The sequence below is a fragment of the Bacillus sp. M5A3_1b genome, from assembly GCF_053345335.1.
Genome location: NZ_JBKEZY010000001.1, coordinates 293,046 through 308,981, shown reverse-complemented (window position 1 = coordinate 308,981; position 15,936 = coordinate 293,046). Strand labels below are relative to the sequence as shown.

The window sequence follows — 15,936 nt, the reverse complement described above, 5'->3', positions numbered from 1 at the left end:
ATAGTAAAAAAGTTTCAGGGGAAGTGTGAAGAGGATGGAAATGTTGATGGGGAATATAGTAAATTTAAATGATACAGCTTATTACAATAATCGAGAATTAAGTTGGTTAGCATTTAATGAACGTGTACTACAAGAAGCGCAGGATGAAACAAATCCGCTCTTGGAAAGATTAAAGTTTATTAGCATTTTCAGTTCCAATTTAGATGAATTCTTTATGGTACGCGTAGCAGGATTGAAGGATCAAGTGAGTGCTGGGTTTAATCAACCAGAAAATAAGGCTGGCTTAACACCAAAAAAGCAATTAAATAAAATTGCGATAAAGGCCCATGAATTAATGACTGTACAATACGATACGTTTAAAAATTATGTGTTGCCAGCGCTGGAGTTAGAGGGGATTGAACGTTTAACATTCCACGATTTGACGAAAGAACAGAGGGAATTTATAGAAGAGTATTTTGATGAGCAGATTTTTCCAGTGTTAACACCTGTAGCTATTGATGCATATCGTCCATTTCCGATGTTATTAAATAAAAGTTTGAATTTAGCTACTCTTTTATATGATGAGAAACAAGTGGAGGAAGAAAACCGCACGAAGTTAGGAATTGTACAAGTTCCTTCATTACTTGAACGTTTCATATTTTTACCGAGTGAGGGGCAAAAGCATAAATTTATTTTATTAGAAGATGTAATTAGTGGTTTTACTCATAAATTATTTACAGGATATAAAGTATCGTCTGTTACTCGTTTCCGTATTACACGCAATGCGGATTTAACGATTCATGAAGAAGGTGCGAGGGATTTATTAAAGGTAATTGAAAAAGAATTAAAAAAGCGTAAGTGGGGAGCTGCTGTACGTTTAGAAGTTGGCAAAGAGCATATTGATGAAAGAGTATTAGCATTATTATATGAGGTGTTGGAAGTAAAAGATGAAGATGTGTATATAATGGATGGACCATTAGATTTAACATGTCTATTTTCTTTATATAAAAAACTAGCTCCTTTATATGAACATCTAGTATATCCGGCTCTTATTCCGCAACGGCCTCAAGACTTGGGGGATGCGGAAGATGTATTCGAAAAAGCAATTGAGCATGATATTTTATTACATCATCCTTTTGAATCATTTCAGCCAGTAGTTGATTTTGTCCGTGATGCGGCAGACGATCCGAATGTACTTGCAATCAAACAAACATTATATCGAGTAAGTGGGGATTCGCCGATTATTCAGGCGCTAAAGGTAGCAGCTGAAAAAGGGAAGCAAGTTACGGTATTAGTTGAATTGAAGGCAAGATTTGATGAAGAAAATAATGTGCATTGGGCTAAAGAATTAGAAAAGGCAGGCTGTCACGTTATTTACGGTGTCAGTCATTTGAAAACACATAGTAAAATTACGCTAGTTGTAAGGAGAAAAAACGGAAAAATCGAAAGGTTCGTACATCTCGGGACTGGAAATTATAATGATGCAACAGCAAAGTTATATACTGATTTTGGGTATATTACATCACGAAAAGACTTTGGGGTCGATGCAACAAATTTCTTTAATTATTTGAGTGGTTATACAACCAAGCCACATTTTCATCATTTATCGGTTGCACCATTTGATATAAGAGAGCAATTTATGGATTTAATAGATGAAGAAATCCGTTATCATAGGCAATATGGAAATGGATATATTATCGCTAAGATGAATTCATTAACAGATAAACCATTAATCAAAAAAATGTATGAAGCATCACAAGCTGGAGTAAAGGTAGAGCTTATCGTTCGAGGAACGTGTTGTTTAAGGCCTGGTATTCCAAATGTAAGTGAAAATATTCGGGTAGTTAGTGTTGTCGGGAGATATTTAGAACATAGCCGAATTTATTATTTCCATCATAATGGCGAAGAGAAAATATACTTATCTTCAGCTGACTGGATGACGCGGAATATGGAGAAGCGGGTAGAAATATCTTTCCCGATATTAGATATTGAAATGAAGGCGAGAATTAAGGCGATTTTACAACTTATATTAGCTGATAATGTGAAAACACGTGAACAGAATAAATCTGGTGAGTACTACTATGTTATTAATAGTAGTACAGAAGAAATTGATAGCCAAGTGAAGTTGTTTAAGATGGCGTATCAAAACACGGATGCTGAATAATGAGAACAAAGTAAAAAAACCTCTTTTTTTAAGAGGTTTTTTTACTTTGTTCTCTACTTATTATACATTCTCTAAATAGAAGGATGCGTAGAGAGAATAGTTTTTATTGTAAGCATGTTAATGGATCAGTTAAGAGAGGGAATAACATTGGTAGAATTGTTGGAGTACATTAATAATAGAATGGTTGTTGACAAGGTCCGCCATAACAAGGATAAGGTGTTGGCGGTGGGAAAGGTGGTGGATATGGTGGGTAATACGGTCTAGGACCGAAAGCTAATGCTCCACCGAGCAGTCCACCAGCAATCCCAGCTAGAAATGGAACACCAAAAAACGGAAAGAAGCGTGAGTCGCCTACTGGACCAATAGGTGCTGAACGGACTGGGATTGGTTGATAATATGGATACATGAACAAACCTCCTTTATTGGACTCATTTTTATCATATGGTAAATGAAACGTGGATGAGCGCGTACAAGAAAGGATATGTAAGAAAATAGGCGAATTATTACGAATGTTGGAGCGTAATAATTGTAATTTCAGGTTTTGCCATAAATCGGAATGGGACGCGTGTTCTGCCGAGACCTCGATTGACATAGAGAGCTAAATCTTGAATCGTATAGAAACCTTCAACATAGTTTTTAGCAAGTGATGGGGTAATAATAGCACCTAAAAAGGGAATTTGTACTTGTCCGCCATGGCTATGACCAGAAAGTTGTAAGTTAACTGGATATTTAGCGATTTGTGGTGCAATATCTGGCTCGTGAACAAGAACAATGTTATAAGTGTTTTGCCTCGCGTGCTGTAGTGTCTTCTCTATTTTGGGTTTGCCTAGTAGTATATCATCAAGACCGAAAATTGAAATTTCACTATTATCCAGTAGACGAATTCTCTTTTCGCTATTTAATAGTAGTTCAAATCCAGATTCACGCATGATGTGCTCGTAGTATTCCGTTCCATATCCGCCGTGATCATGGTTACCATAAATAGAAAATTTACCGAAGGGTGCTTGTATATTTTTTAAAATAGATGGAACGAAAGGAGTGTCAGTATATGTTTGATAATTATCAATGAGATCACCAGTGAAAAGAACAATGTCAGGTTTTACAGCATTAATTTTAGAAACGATTTGAGATAAATGTTGGAGAGAGAAATAGTATCCGAGATGTAAATCGCTAAATTGAAGAATCTTCATACCATGAAAACTTTTGGGTATGAGTTGTGATTTAAGTGTATGCTCTGTAAAAGAGAGTAAATGAGGCTCAATATATTTAGCGTAATAGTATCCGATGCTAGTGGTTATAAATGAATATAGACAAGTGCGCATTCCAGCTTTAAAAAAATCTCTTCTTGTAATTTTCTTCATAAAAATATGAGTATACCTATTTAAATTATATCACATGTTTTTGTTACATTTATAGGTTACTCAAATCTCCTTTCAGTTTATTTGAAATATATTTTAAATAATAAAAAAGTAGTATAGATTACGAAAAAAATGAATAAAAAGAAACCTCTTTACGTTAAAATATCAGAAAAGTTTAAAAATATAAAGATTTCTATTAAATAAAATGATAAAATGAATGTGTATTCATTTTTGGGAGGGGATGTATGTGAAAGAAAAGGTAGTTATTATAACAGGTGGATCGAGCGGAATGGGAAAAGGAATGGCGACCCGTTTTGCAAAAGAAGGGGCACGAGTTGTTATTACAGGACGCACAAAGGAAAAACTAGAGGAAACAAAGTTGGAAATTGAACAATTTCCGGGGCAAGTATTACCCGTACAAATGGATGTAAGAAATACTGATGACATTCAGAAAATGATTGAAGAGATTGATGAGAAGTTTGGACGAATTGATGTTTTAATAAACAATGCAGCTGGAAACTTTATTTGTCCAGCAGAAGATTTATCCGTGAATGGCTGGAATTCAGTCATTAATATTGTATTAAACGGTACATTTTACTGCAGCCATGCTGTCGGAAAATATTGGATTGAAAAAGGTATAAAAGGGAATATCATTAACATGGTAGCAACATATGCATGGGATGCAGGTCCGGGAGTTATTCATTCGGCTGCTGCGAAGGCTGGAGTATTAGCAATGACGAAGACACTCGCTGTTGAGTGGGGCCGTAAATATGGAATACGAGTTAACGCTATCGCGCCAGGACCAATTGAACGTACGGGCGGTGCTGATAAATTGTGGATTTCAGAAGAAATGGCTAAGCGTACGATACAAAGTGTTCCGCTTGGAAGACTGGGCACGCCAGAAGAAATTGCAGGTCTAGCTTATTATTTATGTTCAGATGAAGCTGCGTACATAAATGGAACTTGCATGACAATGGATGGAGGACAACATTTACATCAATATCCATTTTAAAAGGGATAAGAAAATGAATGTTTGATTCATATTCTCACGGTTAAATGTGACGGAATTGTGACATGTGAAAGAAAAGTATTTACAAGAGGTCATATATACGTTATATTTAAGACCTCTTTTTTCTTCATAGTAGAATTGCTAATTCCCCTTAGCATTTTACCCCTCTAATCCCTTCAGGAAAACTGAAGGGATTTTTTATTATTTTTCCGTAAATATCATGTTATAATTTTTGAAAAGTAAAGGGAGGGAAGCACATTGATAGATGCATTAGATGTAATGAGTAACTTGGATAAAGTCCTTCCTTATTATCAAGCTATTTTTAGTGCTGATGAGCATACTGTAATTGGATATGAGGTAGTAGGACGTATTCAAACAGAAGAGGGCATACAAAGTTTAGCGTCTTTCTTTCATGATGATTCTATTCCGAGTGAGTTTCAACTGGAAGCGGATAACATTATAGTAGAAAAAGCTTTAAATCGTTATTTAGAAAGTGATCAAAAACTATTATTATTTATACATCGGAATGCTAACGTATTAATGAACGATGATGATGAAAGTTTACTTCAACTTTTATTGATGTATGAAGAGCAAGGTTTAAATTTGAAACACATTGTTTTAGAAATTACAGAACATGAATGTAAAGAAGATATAGAGCAATTTAATCATTTGCTTATGTATTATCGTACATATGGTCTTCAAATTTCGATTAATAAAGTCGGAACGGGTACAAGTAATTTAGAACGTATTAGCGTGTTAGCACCGGATATTTTAAAAGTAGATTTAACAAACTTAAGGCAAACTGCACTTTTACAATCTTATCAAGATATTTTATATTCTTTATCATTACTTGCTAGAAGAATTGGTGCAACATTGTTATATGAAGAAATAGATGCTTTTTATCAACTACAATATGCTTGGAAAAACGGTGGTAGATATTATCAAGGGAATTATTTGAAAGAGTGCTTACCTGATTTTATTGAAACGAATGTTTTGAAAGAACGACTTGGTAATGAGTGTCATCAATTTATTCAACATGAGAAGAAGAAATTACAAAAAATTTATAATTTAACAGAAATGTTACGTGATCGAATTGGTGATGTTCTAGCCAAACAGAAAAAGAATGAAGATATAAATGATTGGTTATTACAATTTAGCCAAAGTGTATCACAGTGTAGTTTCCGCATATTTATTTGTAACGAAGATGGTTTCCAACAATCAGGAAACGTTATGAAAAAAGATGGGGAATGGATTGTGATGCCTGAGTATTATATGAAGAACTGGAGTTGGCGTCCGTATTTTCTAGAAAATATTATGAAAATGCGTTTTGAGAATAAGGCAAGACTTTCAGATTTATATGCTGATATTGAAACCGGTGAGATGGTACGAACATTTTCCTTCCCAATTGATGATGAAAACTTTTTATTTATAGATTTATCGTATGAATATTTATATGAAGAAGATGTTTTATTTTAATGCACGAAGAGATTCGTGCATTTTTTGTTTGTTTTTATCATAAATTGGTAATAGTGAAAATGGTGATGAAAATGCTGTCTATCGTTGTAAAGATTTTACGAACGAAACCATCCCTGTCTTTGCATAATCATTGTTACAATGAATACTACAAAGACAAGTTTTCTTAAAAGGAAGGTGAAAAAATGAGGAAATATGGAATATGGTTAGTTCTATTTGTATGCGTTGCCTTTCTAGTTGGTTATAGTGTCACAACTGTTTTAGGAAAAGAGGAAGTGAAAGTCGATCGGGAAGAAGTGTTTACAACGATACAAAAAGGCTATGAAACCCAATTTTCAATTCGTGGGAAGCATTTGCCGATGAATAAGATGATAGAAACGTTATCACCATATTTTACAGAGAATTTCCTTCAAGTATTTACAGATGAAAATAGTAGAAGTGATAAACAAAGTGGTGAATATTTACTTCCAGCAAAAGAAGCGCCGTTTTCTTTTCATTCAGAAACGAAAATGTCATATGATGAAGAGCATAAAATTTTATATGTATATGAGCGGGCGAAAAGTGGACAATATCAAATTGTAACATTGCAAAGAGATCAAGGGAAATGGAAATTGGCCGGATATCATGAAAGCCAAGAACTTTTAACTGAAATAAAACGATTACAACAATTATAAAGTGAAACTGTAATTGGTGGAGGATGTTCATCTCTCACTCATTAATAGCTCGCACCAATCGGGCTATTACTGCCCACAAATAGTGGGATAAAAATAAGAATAGGTCTTTACCTATTCTTATTCAATATTGAGTAGCTGTTGTAATTTTTCAATTTGAAAACCAGCAACAACTTCTCCATCAATTACAACTGTTGGAGTTGAATACGAATCATAGTCGTATAAAAGACGATTGCGTGCAGCAGCGTCTTTTTTTACGTCAAATTCTTCATATACAACGTTATTATGCTTTAAAAATTCTTTCACAATGACACATGGCGGACAATCAGGTTGTGTGTAAACCTCAATTTTTCTCATTGTAATTCCTCCTTTTTTCTGTTTTTTATTATATTCTTCCAGTATAAAAATCGCAATAAAGAAGGGAAAAGATGTTCTTTCTGTTTTTTCCTTCGCATTTCGACAAATTTTTAGTTGAGTTTCTGGCCAATAACCTTTATCCTAGACTGTGGAACATTTTTTCTGTTATGACGGATAGAATGAGTATAGCTGTAAAACCTATTGGTAGGAAGATCAGAGAAAGGAGAGATTTCATGTCTCTACTCCAAGGAATTTTAACTCGACTTGTTAGTCTACAAGAACAAGCTGAAAGCGGTGAAGTAGCACAACGCTATTTTGAAGTGAACGGTGAGCGCAAATGTAGCGTGAAATTTTTCGATAAAAGTGAAATGTATGAGTTAGAAGTGTATCAACAAGGTGAAAAACCTCAAGTGTATCAATTCGATAATATCGATATGGTTGCAATTGAGATTTACGATATCATTTCTTGATACATATAAAAAAGGTGTTGCCATATGGCAACACCTTTTTTAGTTCTATTACTTTTTAGCATATATGTATAGGAAGTTTTCATTTTTCCTACAATGATAATAAAGTGAAATTGTAATCAGTGGGGATTCTTCGTCCTATACTGAATATTAGTCATCACCAATTGGGTGTTTACAGATAGCAAAAGCGAGATAAAAATAACGAGGAGGTGTGTTGTATGGAACGTTTACCAGTTGTGATTTGTCCTAAATGTCACAATTCTGCTGAGATTATTCATGTATTAACAGCTCAATCGAATCAAAATGTAATTTATACGTGCCAAGTTTGCCATTATGTAATTCGAAATATTGAAACGAATAAAGGATAGGGAGTTATAATTTTTATTTTTGTCCAATACAATGAGAATACGAAAAGTCTGTCTAATTGAAAGGACGTGACTATGTGGCCGGTGAACATACATTTTATAATGTTTCAGAGAGACATTTAAATTTTGATATGGTCTTTAGCCGTATTTGTAGTTTCATTGAAAAGGATCCACGAAATTTATATCGCTTATCCATTGGGACAGACTCACAAGCACATCAAAAGGATACGAGGTTTATTACGGCAATTCATATTCATCGCGTTGGAAAAGGTGCCTGGGGGTGTTTACACCATAAATCAGTGAAAGATAAGCCAGCAACTTTACGTGAGAAAATATATTTAGAAACGCAGTTTAGCCAAGAGATCGCATGCCTATTTACTCCAAATCATATACAAACAATATGGGATTTATTGCATCCATATGCTCAAGAGGGAGCAGGATTTATAATGGAAATTCACTTGGATATCGGAAATGATGGTTTAACAAAAGAATTTATTCTAGATATGACAGCGAAAATTCAAGCGATGGGATTAACGGCAAAAATTAAGCCAGATGCTTATGCGGCGTTTAGTTATGCAAATCGATATACGAAATAAAAAACAATTTTTATATATCCTTCGTTAAAAACTGAATATTACATCTATTAAATAGGTTGGAAATTATATATAATAAGAGTAACGATGCGAGTATAAGGAGAGGGGTATATGAAAAGGGAATTTGTTTTAACAGAAGAAGAAGAGAGTTTGTTACTAGATATTCTATTTCAGCAAAATTATGCGAGTGAAATTTTAGCTGTGGAAATTACAGATATTGAGAATGGTTTAAAGCAGACAGATGTGACACAATATAAAAAAATCACAAGGTTATTTTACAGATTAAAAAATAAGGGGTATTAAGCGCTACCGGGATGGTAGTCTTTTTTTTGTGTTGTATGCTAAAATAGCTGTGTAATTTTGTTTTTATTGAAATAAAGTAAGGACAAAATAATAATATGAAAACGCTGTCATAAAATATGAATAGATTCGGTGATTAAAAGTAGGAAAATGGGGGATGTAATATGATTAGTATTCCGAAAGACGAGTTTCAACAAATTTTTGTGAAAGATTTAATGATTTCATCAGAAAAAGTAGCACATGTCCAAATGGGGAATGGTTTAGAGCATGCTTTACTCGTTCTTGTGAAATCTGGATATTCGGCGATACCTGTTTTGGACCCGATGTATAAATTGCATGGGTTAATTAGTACTGCTATGATTTTAGATGGTATGTTAGGGTTAGAACGTATTGAGTTTGAAAGACTTGACGAAATGAAAGTAGAACAGGTGATGAAGGAAGACATTCCGGTTCTTAAGTTAGAAGATTCGTTTGCAAAAGCTTTAGAAATGACAATTGATCATCCTTTTATTTGCGCTGTCAATGAAGATGGGTATTTTGAGGGGATTTTAACACGTCGGGCTATTTTAAAATTGTTGAATAAAAAAGTAAGGCAACATAATCGATAATGTGAGAAAAGTGACTTCATAGAAGCGGAGAAGTCACTTTTTTTTCGTGCATATCAGTTGTGTATGTATTATATTTAAAAAGATAAAAAATATAAGAGTATATAGTTAAATTAAGGATGAAAAGCTTATTGAGATAAGGTGTATGGAAGCTAAGGAAAGAGGGAGAAAGTTGCAAATTGATGATTTTCAAATGATGGTTGTGTTAGCTCAGGAATCAAATATGAGAAAAGCGGCGGAACGTTTATTTGTTTCACAACCTGCGCTTAGTCAACGATTACAATCTATGGAGAAACAATGGGGAATGAAGTTTTTTATTCGCTCACAAAAAGGATTGACAATTACACCTGAAGGGGAAAAAGTCGCAAATTATGCAAAAGAAATGCTGCAAAAGGAAGAGGATATTAAAAGTGAGCTAGCTGTTTTTAGAACAGAAACTCACGGAACGTTAAAAATAGCTGTTGCATCAGTTATTGGTCAATATTGGCTTCCTCCTGTTTTGAAGAAGTTTGTACATAAATACCCTTCTGTGAAAATATCGCTGTTTACTGGCTGGAGTAGTGAAGTACAAAAGCAATTTTATGAAGGGGACGTTCATGTTGCTATATTGAGAGGAACACAAGAATATAAAGGTCAGAAGCAACAATTATTTGAAGATGAACTTTATTTAGTGGATAAAGAAATAAAAGATATTACGATGTTAAAAGAAACAAATAGACCATTTATTCAATTTAAAAGTGATTCGACTTATTATGGACAAATACAAAATTGGTGGTATGGTTTATTTTCTAATCCACCTAAGAGAACAATTGTGGTTGATCAAATTGAGACTTGCAAACAACTCGTTTTAAATGGTATAGGTTATGCTCTTTTACCTTCTACTGTTTTAAAAGAAGTACAGGAAAATATGTATAAAACACCTGTTCAATTAACGAGAGAAACATGGTTATTGACGAGTGAATCGGCCAGACAATTGAAGCAAGTAAGGGCATTTTTAGAAATTATAGAAGAAATTCAAATGGAAAAATAGGATTATTATCTTGCTACTCGCTCTATCGTTTGGTAGAGTAACATTATAAATGGATTTAGGAGGCAACAAGAATGAAAATGATGGACGCTAACGAAATTATTTCGTTTATTCAAAAAAGTGAAAAGAAAACTCCTGTAAAGGTATACATAAAAGGGTATTTAAAAGAAGTAACATTCCCTGAAACGGTACAAGCATTTGTAAATAAAAAGTCTGGTGTATTATTTGGAGAATGGTCTGATATTAAGACAATTCTTGATGAAAATAGCAAGCACATTGCTGATTACGTTGTTGAAAATGACCGTCGTAATTCTGCAATTCCAATGCTTGATTTAAAAGGTATTAAAGCTCGTATTGAGCCAGGCGCGATTATTCGTGATCACGTTGAAATCGGCGACAACGCTGTTATTATGATGAATGCAACAATTAATATCGGTGCTGTAATTGGTGAAGGTACTATGATTGACATGAACGCGGTACTTGGTGGACGTGCAACTGTTGGTAAGAACTGTCACGTAGGTGCAGGTGCAGTACTTGCAGGTGTTATTGAGCCGCCTTCAGCAAAACCAGTTATCGTTGAAGATGATGTTGTAATTGGTGCAAACGTAGTTGTGTTAGAGGGAGTTACAGTAGGTAAGGGTGCAGTTGTAGCAGCAGGAGCTGTTGTAACAGAAGATGTACCTCCATATACAGTTGTTGCTGGTACTCCAGCACGTGTAATTAAAGAGATTGATGAGAAGACAAAAGCAAAAACTGAAATTAAACAAGAGCTTCGTCAATTAAACCCAGAGAAATAAACACAAAAAAAGCGTAAGAGCATAACAGGCTCTTGCGCTTTTTATAGATAGAGGTGCAAAAATGGCAGTAAGCAAATTCGTTCAAATTCGTAGAGACTTACACAAAATACCGGAAATTGGATTTAAAGAGTGGAAAACACAACAGTATATTTTAGATTACATCGGAACGCTTTCGAATGAATATGTGGAAGTGAAAGTATGGAAAACGGGTGTCATTGTTAAAGTAAATGGAAAAAATCCAGAAAAAATTATCGGTTATCGCGCAGATATAGACGGTTTACCAATTACTGAAGAAACTGGATATGAGTTTGCTTCTATTCATGAAGGAATGATGCATGCATGTGGACACGATTTGCATACAACAATCGGTTTAGGCCTTCTAACAGCAGCTGTAACAGAAAGAATAGATGATGACCTTGTGTTTCTATTCCAACCAGCTGAAGAAGGGCCAGGAGGGGCTCTTCCTATGTTAGAGAGTGAAGAGTTAAAAGAATGGAAGCCGAATATCATTCTTGGTCTTCATATTGCACCTGAATACGCTGTAGGAACAATTGCCACAAAAGAGGGGCTATTATTTGCAAATACATCAGAGTTATATGTTGATTTGAAAGGGAAAGGTGGACATGCAGCCTACCCGCATACTGCAAATGATATGATTGTAGCGGCAAGTCACCTTGTTACACAACTTCAATCCGTTATTAGTCGTAATGTGAATCCTCTTGATAGTGCAGTGATTACAATCGGAAAAATAACAGGTGGTACAGTTCAAAATATCATAGCAGAAAAGTCTCGGTTAGAAGGAACGATTCGAACTTTATCAGTGGAATCAATGAGGCGTGTTAAAAGTAGGATTGAGGCAATTGTTGCAGGTATAGAAGCTTCCTTCCAATGTGAAGCTGTTATTGACTATGGAGCGATGTATCATCAAGTATATAACCATGAAGTATTAACGAGAGAGTTTATGCAGTTTGTAAGTGAACAAACTGATATGAATGTAATTACATGTACTGAGGCAATGACAGGGGAAGATTTTGGTTATATGCTTCAAGAGATTCCTGGATTTATGTTTTGGCTTGGGGTAAATTCAGAATATGGTTTACACCATGCAAAATTAAAACCAGATGAAGAGGTTATTGAGAAAGCTATCGCATTTTTAGATCAATATGTAAAGTGGAAAGGAACTAGAAAGTAAACTCGCTCGCCAACTTTGAAAAAACTTACAGTGGGTACTTGTTAGTTCCAAGACGAAAACATCTTTCATATTTGTTTTGGATACACATTGGCATACAAATGGATAAAGTAATGAGCAGCGGTTTTGAGCCGCTGCTCATTATTCATTATCGGTTATTGAGAAGATGATTAGTTAACTAGCTTATATATGTTTACATTTCGTGTAGAAAGTGTGTAAAATCAAGGTGAAACATAGAAAAAAGGGTGGGGAATTACGTGCAAATTAGCAGTGCAATGTTGTGTTTCGTCTTATATGCGTATGTTATTATTGCGGCGGTGTATTTTGGGATAAGTTTTTATGCCTACCGTTTAGTAGATAATCACGAATATGACGAAACATATAAATGGGTGAAAAGATATTTATCACCTGTATTAGAAATTATGAATGGGTTTGTGCTCTTTTTATTTATTGGATTAATTGCTTTCTCGACGAGTTTAGTAGGGAATAAAACGACATTATTTGTACTAGGTATCATTATTTTTATGTTGTTAGGGATACGGATTGGTAACACAGTGTTTTGGAATGAAAGAAAAGTAGATGGTTGGACTGGAATGTTAATCCCGTGTATGTTAGCGGCTATCGTGACAAACATAGAGCATGAGTATTATCAATTACATTTTTGGCTTATTATCGTTTTAACAATTCTTTCAGTTTTGTACATAAGTACGGTAGTACTCACATACATTGCACATGAAAAAGGTGATGTTAAAGGAACACGCTTCTTTAGAGGGCGAGCATTATTTTGGAGTGTGCCAACGATGGCTGTTATAGGAATTATTGCGATATTAGTAAATGGATATCAATTTACTAATTGGCAACTGTTTTTAGAAAATTGGTGGATTTTCATTATTTCGTTTATCGCTTTTTTAGGTGCAACACATTATTTATTCCATCAACATCATTATATATTGGCATTGCTATTCGCATTTACACAACTATTATTTGCTTTCTTCGGACAAGAAACGTTATTATTCGTTTTTGAAACATTTAGTTCATTTGGAAATATATTTGTATTTGGTATGTTAATTTTCAGTATCGCATTTTATTTACAACAGTATTTTTATATGCAAAAACAAAAATAAGAATGATATACAGGTTTTTGTAGCAAATCTAAAGTATGTTACAATAAAAATACATAGTATTCGATGTTATTGGAGGAATTCCTGTGGGTGAAAAAGAGAAAGAATTTGCTGTCATTGGCCTTGGACGTTTTGGTGGAAGTATTTGCCGAGAACTCGCTCAATTAGGTATGGAAGTAATGGCAATTGATTCAGATGAGGATAAAATTAATGAGTTTGCAAATATAGCTTCACATGCTGTAATTGCAGATTCAACAGATGAGATGGTATTAAAAAGTCTTGGTATTCGTAATTTTGATCATGTAGTCGTTGCTATTGGAGACAATTTAAATTCAAGTATTTTAACAACATTAATTTTAAAAGAGTTAGGTGTAAAAAATATTACTGTAAAAGCTCAAAATGATTACCATGAAAAAGTGTTAAGTAAAATAGGGGCAGATCACATTGTGCACCCCGAGCGTGATATGGGAAAAAGGATTGCTAATAATATTGCATCAAGTAATGTATTAGACTATCTTGAGCTTTCAGATGAGCATAGTATTGTAGAGATTATTGCAAATAAAAAAATTGATGGTCATTCTTTAATCGAATTAGATATTCGTGCGAAGTTTGGATTGAATATTGTAGCGATTAAACGTGGTAAAGAAGTTATTGTATCTCCTCGAGCTACGGAAAATATTCAAGCGGGAGATATATTAATTGTAATTGGTCATGACGATGAAGTAGATCGTTTTAAACACTTTTTAAGATAAGAGAAAAGGACAATACCATGAAGGTATTGTCCTTTTTCTTATATTTCCATAATGATTGGTAAAATCATTGGGCGACGTTTCGTTTTCTCATATAGGAATGGTGCTAATGTGTCTGTAATTTCATTTTTAATTTCAGACCATTGTGTTGTTTTACGCTCCATTACTTTTTCTAAATGAGTTGTAATTAATGTTTGAGCATCATTAATTAAATCACTACTTTCGCGCATATACACGAAACCACGTGAGATAATATCAGGTCCTGCTGCAACTTTAAACTCTTTCATATCAATGCTTACAACTACAATAACAAGTCCTTCTTCAGAAAGAATACGACGATCGCGTAACACGATATTACCGATATCTCCAATACCATTTCCGTCAATATAGACAGATCCAGATGGTATTTTACCAGCTACGCTTGCTTCATCAGAACGAAGAGCAAGAACATCTCCATTATCCATGATGAAACAGTTTTCTTCTGGAATACCACAATCGTTTGCTAACTTCATATGCATACGTTGCATGCGGTATTCACCATGAATTGGCATGAAATACTTCGGTTTAATTAGACGAAGCATTAGTTTTTGTTCTTCTTGTCCACCGTGTCCACTCGTATGAATGTTTGACAGTTTTCCGTGGATTACATCAGCACCAGCACGATACAACATGTTAATTGTACGGCTTACACTAATTGTATTACCAGGGATTGGTGAAGAAGAGAAAACAACTGTGTCGCCAGGAATAATTTGAATTTGACGATGAGTACCATTAGCAATACGTGAAAGTGCTGCCATTGGCTCACCTTGACTACCTGTACATAAAATAACAACTTTATTAGCCGGTAGTCGGTTTAGTTGAGCTGTATCTATGAATGTATCCTTCGGACAGCGAATATAACCAAGGTTTTGTCCGATTTCAATCGCCGCTTCCATACTGCGACCGAACACAGCCACTTTACGATTGTTTTCAACAGCCGCTTCAACAACTTGTTGCAAGCGATGGATATTTGATGCAAAGGTTGCAAAGATAATACGACCTTCTACTTTGCGGAAAATATCTTGAATACTATCACCAACACGGCGCTCAGACATTGTAAAGTTTGGAACTTCACTGTTTGTACTGTCAGATAAGAGACAAAGTACGCCGTCTTTTCCGATTTCAGCCATTTTTGTTAAGTCCGCTGGTTCACCGACTGGTGTGAAATCAAATTTGAAATCGCCAGTATGAACAACTTGTCCTTGAGGTGTTTTCACAACAACTCCGTATGAATCTGGGATACTGTGAGTTGTACGGAAGAAGGAAACAGATGTCTTTTTAAATTTAATAACATCATCTTCTTGAATTTCATAAAGTTTTGCTTTACGAAGTAATCCGTGCTCTTCTAATTTGTTTTTGATTAGTGCAATTGCTAATTTTCCGCCATAAATCGGGATGTTTACTTGACGTAATAAGTAAGGAATTCCACCGATATGATCTTCGTGACCATGTGTAATGAATAATCCTTTAATTTTATCTTCGTTTCGCACAAAATAAGTGTAATCTGGTATTACATAATCGATTCCGAGGAGTTCGTCTTCTGGAAATTTAATTCCAGCATCAATAATAATAATTTCATCTTGAAATTGAACAGCATATGTATTTTTACCGATTTCACCAAGTCCACCTAAAGCAAAAACGGCAGCTTGATCATTCTTTAGAAATTTCATATG

General features: G+C 34.5%; 18 protein-coding genes. 14 read left to right on the top strand and 4 right to left on the bottom strand.

All coding sequences use genetic code 11. The annotated features are described in order from the left end of the window. Nucleotides 1-34 precede the first annotated feature (34 nt). A complete protein-coding gene (locus tag ACLBWW_RS01520) occupies nucleotides 35-2,143 on the top strand; it encodes a polyphosphate kinase (protein ID WP_000425559.1) in 2,109 nt (702 codons plus the stop codon). Nucleotides 2,144-2,312: 169 nt separating this feature from the next. On the opposite strand, the gene ACLBWW_RS01515 is transcribed toward ACLBWW_RS01520, so the two are convergent. Together ACLBWW_RS01515 and ACLBWW_RS01510 are read right to left on the bottom strand one after the other, a co-directional pair. Next, entirely contained in the window at nucleotides 2,313-2,549 is a 237-nt protein-coding gene (locus tag ACLBWW_RS01515) for a hypothetical protein (protein ID WP_000283744.1), read from the bottom strand. A gap of 97 nt (nucleotides 2,550-2,646) precedes the next feature. Further along, the gene (locus tag ACLBWW_RS01510) at nucleotides 2,647-3,504 is read right to left on the bottom strand and encodes a metallophosphoesterase (RefSeq protein ID WP_447613890.1); all 858 of its coding nucleotides are present in this window, start codon (nucleotides 3,502-3,504) and stop codon (nucleotides 2,647-2,649) included. 244 nt (nucleotides 3,505-3,748) lie between these two features. Here ACLBWW_RS01510 and fadH point away from each other — a divergent pair, with 244 nt between their 5' ends. The 3 genes from fadH to ACLBWW_RS01495 all read left to right on the top strand — a co-directional run bounded on the left by fadH (nucleotide 3,749) and on the right by ACLBWW_RS01495 (nucleotide 6,657). Continuing rightward, entirely contained in the window at nucleotides 3,749-4,513 is a 765-nt protein-coding gene (gene fadH / locus ACLBWW_RS01505; protein ID WP_000660912.1) for a 2,4-dienoyl-CoA reductase, read from the top strand. Between the two features lie 255 nt (nucleotides 4,514-4,768). Continuing rightward, nucleotides 4,769-5,986, top strand: a complete 1,218-nt coding sequence (locus ACLBWW_RS01500; RefSeq protein WP_048546144.1) for an EAL domain-containing protein — start codon at nucleotides 4,769-4,771, stop codon at nucleotides 5,984-5,986. Nucleotides 5,987-6,168: 182 nt separating this feature from the next. Beyond that, nucleotides 6,169-6,657, top strand: coding sequence for a DUF3993 domain-containing protein (locus ACLBWW_RS01495; protein ID WP_001233813.1), 489 nt, complete (start codon nucleotides 6,169-6,171; stop codon nucleotides 6,655-6,657). Between the two features lie 117 nt (nucleotides 6,658-6,774). Here ACLBWW_RS01495 and ACLBWW_RS01490 read toward each other — a convergent pair whose 3' ends face one another. Continuing rightward, nucleotides 6,775-7,011 (bottom strand): glutaredoxin family protein, encoded by a 237-nt coding sequence (locus ACLBWW_RS01490; RefSeq protein ID WP_001225788.1) that lies wholly within the window; start codon nucleotides 7,009-7,011, stop codon nucleotides 6,775-6,777. Between the two features lie 233 nt (nucleotides 7,012-7,244). Between ACLBWW_RS01490 and ACLBWW_RS01485 the strand changes: the two genes are divergently transcribed. The 10 genes from ACLBWW_RS01485 to ACLBWW_RS01440 all read left to right on the top strand — a co-directional run bounded on the left by ACLBWW_RS01485 (nucleotide 7,245) and on the right by ACLBWW_RS01440 (nucleotide 14,227). Further along, a complete protein-coding gene (locus ACLBWW_RS01485) occupies nucleotides 7,245-7,481 on the top strand; it encodes a YkuJ family protein (RefSeq protein WP_000055151.1) in 237 nt (78 codons plus the stop codon). A gap of 215 nt (nucleotides 7,482-7,696) precedes the next feature. After that, on the top strand, nucleotides 7,697-7,846 hold the full coding sequence (locus ACLBWW_RS01480) for a hypothetical protein (RefSeq protein ID WP_000440533.1): 150 nt from the start codon (nucleotides 7,697-7,699) through the stop codon (nucleotides 7,844-7,846). A gap of 74 nt (nucleotides 7,847-7,920) precedes the next feature. Beyond that, the gene (locus ACLBWW_RS01475; RefSeq protein WP_000896655.1) at nucleotides 7,921-8,439 is read left to right on the top strand and encodes a ribonuclease H-like YkuK family protein; all 519 of its coding nucleotides are present in this window, start codon (nucleotides 7,921-7,923) and stop codon (nucleotides 8,437-8,439) included. Between the two features lie 108 nt (nucleotides 8,440-8,547). After that, the gene (gene abbA / locus ACLBWW_RS01470; RefSeq protein ID WP_048546142.1) at nucleotides 8,548-8,739 is read left to right on the top strand and encodes an antirepressor AbbA; all 192 of its coding nucleotides are present in this window, start codon (nucleotides 8,548-8,550) and stop codon (nucleotides 8,737-8,739) included. 161 nt (nucleotides 8,740-8,900) lie between these two features. Continuing rightward, entirely contained in the window at nucleotides 8,901-9,344 is a 444-nt protein-coding gene (gene cbpB / locus ACLBWW_RS01465; RefSeq protein ID WP_000623572.1) for a cyclic-di-AMP-binding protein CbpB, read from the top strand. A 142-nt stretch (nucleotides 9,345-9,486) separates the two neighbouring features. Beyond that, nucleotides 9,487-10,371, top strand: coding sequence for a LysR family transcriptional regulator (locus ACLBWW_RS01460; RefSeq protein WP_002008407.1), 885 nt, complete (start codon nucleotides 9,487-9,489; stop codon nucleotides 10,369-10,371). Nucleotides 10,372-10,442: 71 nt separating this feature from the next. After that, nucleotides 10,443-11,165, top strand: coding sequence for a 2,3,4,5-tetrahydropyridine-2,6-dicarboxylate N-acetyltransferase (gene dapD / locus ACLBWW_RS01455; RefSeq protein ID WP_447613889.1), 723 nt, complete (start codon nucleotides 10,443-10,445; stop codon nucleotides 11,163-11,165). 61 nt (nucleotides 11,166-11,226) lie between these two features. Beyond that, nucleotides 11,227-12,357 (top strand): N-acetyldiaminopimelate deacetylase, encoded by a 1,131-nt coding sequence (locus tag ACLBWW_RS01450; protein ID WP_000301171.1) that lies wholly within the window; start codon nucleotides 11,227-11,229, stop codon nucleotides 12,355-12,357. Nucleotides 12,358-12,611: 254 nt separating this feature from the next. Then, a complete protein-coding gene (locus tag ACLBWW_RS01445) occupies nucleotides 12,612-13,478 on the top strand; it encodes a hypothetical protein (RefSeq protein ID WP_046956446.1) in 867 nt (288 codons plus the stop codon). 83 nt (nucleotides 13,479-13,561) lie between these two features. Beyond that, nucleotides 13,562-14,227, top strand: coding sequence for a potassium channel family protein (locus ACLBWW_RS01440; protein ID WP_000504032.1), 666 nt, complete (start codon nucleotides 13,562-13,564; stop codon nucleotides 14,225-14,227). Nucleotides 14,228-14,265: 38 nt separating this feature from the next. Here ACLBWW_RS01440 and rnjA read toward each other — a convergent pair whose 3' ends face one another. Next, nucleotides 14,266-15,933: a ribonuclease J1 gene (gene rnjA / locus ACLBWW_RS01435; protein ID WP_000670370.1), complete on the bottom strand. Its 1,668-nt coding sequence runs from the start codon at nucleotides 15,931-15,933 to the stop codon at nucleotides 14,266-14,268. Between the last annotated feature and the right edge of the window lie 3 nt (nucleotides 15,934-15,936).